We start from the raw sequence: 304 nt of genomic DNA, 5'->3' as shown, positions 1-304 counted from the left end.
ATATCTGATGACGTTGGCCAAGTTGCCTCTCCAGAACGACAGGAAGCCCTGCTCTTTGGGAATACGGACAACACAGTCCACAATGCCCTTGTACTGCTTATCAGCTGTGATTTGTTTGCTGGCATGTTGAACCTGAAGCAGTAATTTCACTCTTTCAATGGGAGCAACAGCTGTTTTGGAAATGGCGGCGGCGATACCACCAGCCAAGAAGTCCTTAGCAAAAGAAACTGCGGTTTCACTCATTGTTGGGCGATGTTAATGTGGTCGTGTCGTTTCAAAGAGACAAATTCCCGCTCAGGCGCAG

General features: G+C 48.4%; 1 protein-coding gene. It reads right to left on the bottom strand.

The genetic code is table 11. The annotated features are described in order from the left end of the window. Positions 1–243, bottom strand: a 243-nt coding sequence (locus GFJ41_RS21405; RefSeq protein ID WP_170076065.1) for an MC/SLC25 family protein, incomplete at its 3' end; no start/stop codon positions are given. Positions 244–304: the final 61 nt, after the last annotated feature.

This window comes from Paraclostridium dentum (genome assembly GCF_012922555.1).
In the GTDB taxonomy this organism is placed as follows: domain Bacteria; phylum Bacillota; class Clostridia; order Peptostreptococcales; family Peptostreptococcaceae; genus Paraclostridium; species Paraclostridium dentum.
This window is presented reverse-complemented; position numbering and strand designations above follow the sequence as displayed.